5 protein-coding genes are annotated in these 3,805 nt (G+C 31.8%); all 5 read left to right on the top strand.

What is annotated here, in order from left to right; all coding sequences use genetic code 11:
• Positions 1–511 precede the first annotated feature (511 nt).
• Positions 512–682 (top strand): hypothetical protein, encoded by a 171-nt coding sequence (locus tag AC1DOS_RS18605; RefSeq protein WP_477538700.1) that lies wholly within the window; start codon positions 512–514, stop codon positions 680–682.
• Positions 683–831: 149 nt separating this feature from the next.
• Positions 832–1,320 carry a hypothetical protein gene (locus AC1DOS_RS18610; protein WP_477538701.1) on the top strand — a complete coding sequence of 163 codons (489 nt, stop codon included), beginning with the start codon at positions 832–834 and terminating at the stop codon, positions 1,318–1,320.
• Between the two features lie 160 nt (positions 1,321–1,480).
• Positions 1,481–1,993 (top strand): hypothetical protein, encoded by a 513-nt coding sequence (locus AC1DOS_RS18615; protein ID WP_477538702.1) that lies wholly within the window; start codon positions 1,481–1,483, stop codon positions 1,991–1,993.
• Positions 1,994–3,035: 1,042 nt separating this feature from the next.
• Positions 3,036–3,296 (top strand): hypothetical protein, encoded by a 261-nt coding sequence (locus AC1DOS_RS18620; RefSeq protein ID WP_477538703.1) that lies wholly within the window; start codon positions 3,036–3,038, stop codon positions 3,294–3,296.
• Positions 3,297–3,441: 145 nt separating this feature from the next.
• Positions 3,442–3,690, top strand: a complete 249-nt coding sequence (locus AC1DOS_RS18625) for a hypothetical protein (protein WP_477538704.1) — start codon at positions 3,442–3,444, stop codon at positions 3,688–3,690.
• The last annotated feature ends 115 nt before the right edge of the window (positions 3,691–3,805 follow it).

Raw genomic sequence — 3,805 nt, forward strand, 5'->3', positions numbered from 1 at the left:
GCTAAAAAATCTGCCAAAATAAAAGTAAATAAAGGGATTAACGTTAGATTAGCTGTTCTCGAACCACCAAAAGCGTATGACCATTTAATTGAATTCGCAGAGAAACACGATATAACAATCGTTAAAACAAAGGACTATTTAATTTTGGAAAGCATGAAATAATAAGTTTCCTATTGAACTAACGGGTGCTTTAGTTAAAGATCATCGGGTTGCATAAGCAGCCTTTTATTGAACTAACGAACAGGTTAATACGAACATTCAGGAATGAGGTGTTTTTTATGGGTATTATTTCACTAATCAAACCATTAAAAAAGTATGAGGATTATTTTTATTGAGCTAATACTTATGAGAATTTATTCCTTATTAAAAAGGCTATTCAAATTATGGATACAGCTATTAAACAAGAATTCACTAAGGAAGAAAAATCTAGTGGTTATATTTATTTGGGGATATTATATTCCAAAACAAAGGAATTCAGTAAAGCTTCTAACTTAACCAAGGGCTTGATATGATGAGAGATGAAAATTTTAAATACAGTAGCAACTTTAAAAAAGCCATTAAAATTTTTATAATAAATAAGGATGAGGAAAGAGCAAAATTTTGGCTAAATAATCTTCTTCAACGACAAAGTTATGATAAAAAATTTAAGAAGTTAACCGATTTAAAAAGCAAAGTTCAGTAAAGACCTTATTGAACTAACGGGTGCTTTAGTTCAATAAGGAGTAAAGCCTTTTTCTTCTTCAACTAACGGGGCAGTCTAGTTTAGAAGAAATTATCTTAAATCTACATATTAGCCTTATAATAAAAATAATAAAGTAGGTGTGTAACCAGATGTTTTCTTGGAGGATAACAAAATATGACCCAAAAAACAGAAATGAAATTGGCAATTATCTTGATGACAAGGAATGGACTTGTTTTTCAGAGGTAGGAACTAAACTAAGTGAAGAAGAATATTTGAGAACAGAATCAAACTTCATAAACGCTATCACAACATTTATGGATGAGATGGGTTTAAATAAGGTTTATTTAAACGCTTTAGAGATATGGTCTGACGAGGTTTCAAAACAAAATGCGTCTCCATTTTTGTCAAAAATGTGGGTTGGCAAATGCGTAACTACTCAAGAAATCAAAGAATTAGCAAAGTTAACATTACGGAATGTTATTTGGTGTAAATTAAGTTGCAAAAAAGAGTTTTTTGTTCATTTCGGATACGATTACTATATGTACATTGGGGCAAATAAGGATTGTCATAACGCCCGTCAAAAAGTTGTAGCTACTGGATTATACGTTGAGGAATTTAATTCTCCATATTTAGATTAGTATCACAGTTTTAGTGAGAATTATAGGCTAGTTCTTCAACTAACGGGTGCTTTAGTTGAAGATCATCGGGAATGCTTATGCACCTCTTTCTTATTAAACTAACGGGGCAGGTTAGTTGAACAAGGTGTAATAAAAAAAGGATAGGTAGGTAGGTGATTGTATGAAGAGTTACAAATTCGAAACTACTAACGAATACCTCGACTATCTCGATTTTCATGATTGCTTTGTAGAAAAAATGCAAGTGGAAAATGAAACAATCATTATTGTTTTTGAATATATATACATTTCCGAACAACATCCTCTCAACCCTTATAAAGTTGCAAAGTCAACAGGACAATGTAGGCTGACTTTCAATGAAGTTACGTTTAGTAAAGCTTTCCTCTACGTTGATTTAAATCCAGTTCTGATTTCCGATTGGGAAGAAGAGGAAGATGAGAAAGAGTCGAAATTTGAAGAAAAGCAAGTTCTACTCACCGATTTAGAGGAAATGGAATTTTCGACATTTGAAGAAAAGCGAGTTGAAAATGATTGCTTTATTTTTGAAATGTTTGGGTTGGATTGGAGAACCACCCAGGGGTTTTGCGGCTTAAGAATTCACGCTAAAAATTTTACTTTACAATGGAATGAGTTAACAGATGACGCCTGGTATGTAGGTTGGGACAATCAAGAATAGCTAATAAATTGTATTGAACAAGAATGTTGATAATATATACCAAAAATTACTAGTTTTTATTAAAGAAAAAGGGATTAAATAAAATCAGGTGGGGTACTAGAATGGGATTATTTTTTGAAAAAAGGGTAAAAAAGAAAAGTTCAAAACCGTTTATTGTTATAAAAATTTTAATCGTCATAGCAGCGTTGTTCATGYTGGTAATGAGTATAATCAACGATTTTGATTACTTCTTTCGTTGGTTATTCATCTTATTAGGGGTTAATTCAATTTTAGATGGGATCGAAAGTTATTTTCAAAAAGAAGATAAACGGTTCTATCTTTTGGATTTCGGATTTGGGGTTTTATATGTTATTTTATCATTTCAATTTTCGTGGTAATTTTTTACTAACAGGTGCTTTAGTTRAAGTWCATCAAGRATATATAGGTAAACAAAAGAGCCCAATTCATGCGAATTTAGGCTCTTTTTGTATGTTTAATTTAGATTTTGTACCAGATTACTGAACGGGTTAACTTATTTGTGGAAGGGSTTTTACTTTGTCAGTTGCTTCTATATAAAGARCAAGGAAAATCAGAGTACAAAAAAACATCAATTTTATAATAAGGGTAATACCTACACATTACTGAAATGATGGTGGTCTGTTCACTTACGTCAAGTAGATATTTATCTCTATACCAAACTTGTGCAAATTAGCATTGCTTTTTGCATTGCTTTTCTCGTTAATCTCACAAAATTTTCTTTCTAATAATAAAAGGAAACTCATCAAGAATATGGTAATATAATGAAAAGATGTAGTGTCTAAGTTGGGGCTTTTGATCTTCAAATAACGGGGCTGGTTAGTTTAAAAATAATTTCCTTATTTTGGTGAAATTAAGTTGTGGGAGGAATTGAAATGGATAAAGAACTTGAAGATTTAATTGTTAAATCTTTTTTTAATAAAAGAATCCAACAAAGAGTTTTGTTCGAACTTTTTTCGGCAAAAAACGAATGGATGCAATAGGTAGATTAAATCATAATTACTTAACTACACTCAGAGAGGAATTTATGATTGAAATACCAAAGCCTAATTCTGACCCAGAAGAAATAGGGAATTTATTAAAAAAACAAGGTGCTGGTAATGATTGTTACGCAATGTCTTGGAATGATTCTATCGATGGAAAGCATATGTCTTTAACTTCGGCTTTAGAGGTATCAGTCGGTGAAGGGTTTCCTTCAATAATCTCGTGTATCCCTGGAAAACTCGCCTACTTTGAAGCAGAACAGTCATATGGACCTCCACCAAGGTTTATTCTGAAAAGAAAATGAATGTGGTTGAACTAACGGGTCCTTTTGTAAAAGATCATCGAGTGCATAAGCAGCACTTTTTCCTATTGAACTAACAGTGCAGGTTAGTGAAACAATTTATAAGTTAATTCGTAAATGTATTATTAGTTTTAAGGAGGTAATAAATATGAAAATAGAAATTGAAGTTAAAGCATTTGGAGAAGTTGAAGTTCAAGGTATAGAGGACTCTTTTAAAGGCGTTGAACTAATGGGTGTACATAAACTTTCTAAAGATACAACACTAGGTGAAGTAGAAGCTCTATTATCTAGGTTATTTGGAGAAGTTGAAAATGGTTATAAAAATCCAGAACAATGTGTCGGTAAAATCACGATTCGTGCAAAAAAGGAAAATGGTGAAATTGTATATTTAGGTTAGAAGTTTTGTTGAACTAACGGATGCTTTAGCTCAATAAGGATTAATGCCACTATCTTTTTCAACTAACGGTACAGGTTAATGGAATAGGAGGAGTTGTGTGTTCTGGATAAAATTT

The sequence above is a fragment of the Paenisporosarcina sp. P5_A11 genome (assembly GCF_056400705.1).